At 56.6% G+C, this 1058-nt stretch carries 1 rRNA gene; it reads right to left on the bottom strand.

Annotated elements, in window-relative coordinates:
- Positions 1-19: 19 nt before the first annotated feature.
- Positions 20-1058, bottom strand: a 23S ribosomal RNA gene (locus NFU81_RS03790); the annotation flags it as partial.

Below are 1058 nucleotides of genomic sequence, written 5' to 3'. Positions count from 1 at the left end.
ACAGTGGACGCGAGCAACTGAGGACAAGCCCTCGGCCTATTAGTACCGGTCAGCTCCACCCCTTACAGGGCTTCCACATCCGGCCTATCAACCCAGTCGTCTACTGGGAGCCTTAACCCCTCAAGGGGGTGGGAGCCCTCATCTCGAAGCAGGCTTCCCGCTTAGATGCTTTCAGCGGTTATCCCTCCCGAACGTAGCCAACCAGCCATGCCCTTGGCAGGACAACTGGCACACCAGAGGTTCGTCCGTCCCGGTCCTCTCGTACTAGGGACAGCCCTTCTCAAGACTCCTACGCGCACAGCGGATAGGGACCGAACTGTCTCACGACGTTCTAAACCCAGCTCGCGTACCGCTTTAATGGGCGAACAGCCCAACCCTTGGGACCGACTCCAGCCCCAGGATGCGACGAGCCGACATCGAGGTGCCAAACCATCCCGTCGATATGGACTCTTGGGGAAGATCAGCCTGTTATCCCCGGGGTACCTTTTATCCGTTGAGCGACGGCGCTTCCACAAGCCACCGCCGGATCACTAGTCCCTACTTTCGTACCTGCTCGACCCGTCAGTCTCACAGTCAAGCTCCCTTGTGCACTTACACTCAACACCTGATTGCCAACCAGGCTGAGGGAACCTTTGGGCGCCTCCGTTACCCTTTAGGAGGCAACCGCCCCAGTTAAACTACCCACCAGACACTGTCCCTGATCCGGATCACGGACCGAGGTTAGACATCCAGCACGACCAGAGTGGTATTTCAACGACGACTCACCACCGGCTGGCGCCGATGTTTCAAAGTCTCCCACCTATCCTACACAAGCCGAACCGAACACCAATATCAAGCTATAGTAAAGGTCCCGGGGTCTTTCCGTCCTGCTGCGCGAAACGAGCATCTTTACTCGTAGTGCAATTTCACCGGGCCTATGGTTGAGACAGTCGAGAAGTCGTTACGCCATTCGTGCAGGTCGGAACTTACCCGACAAGGAATTTCGCTACCTTAGGATGGTTATAGTTACCACCGCCGTTTACTGGCGCTTAAGTTCTCAGCTTCGCCACACCGAAGTG

The sequence above is a fragment of the Actinacidiphila cocklensis genome (assembly GCF_907177275.1).
Classification (GTDB): domain Bacteria; phylum Actinomycetota; class Actinomycetes; order Streptomycetales; family Streptomycetaceae; genus Actinacidiphila; species Actinacidiphila cocklensis.
This window is presented reverse-complemented; position numbering and strand designations above follow the sequence as displayed.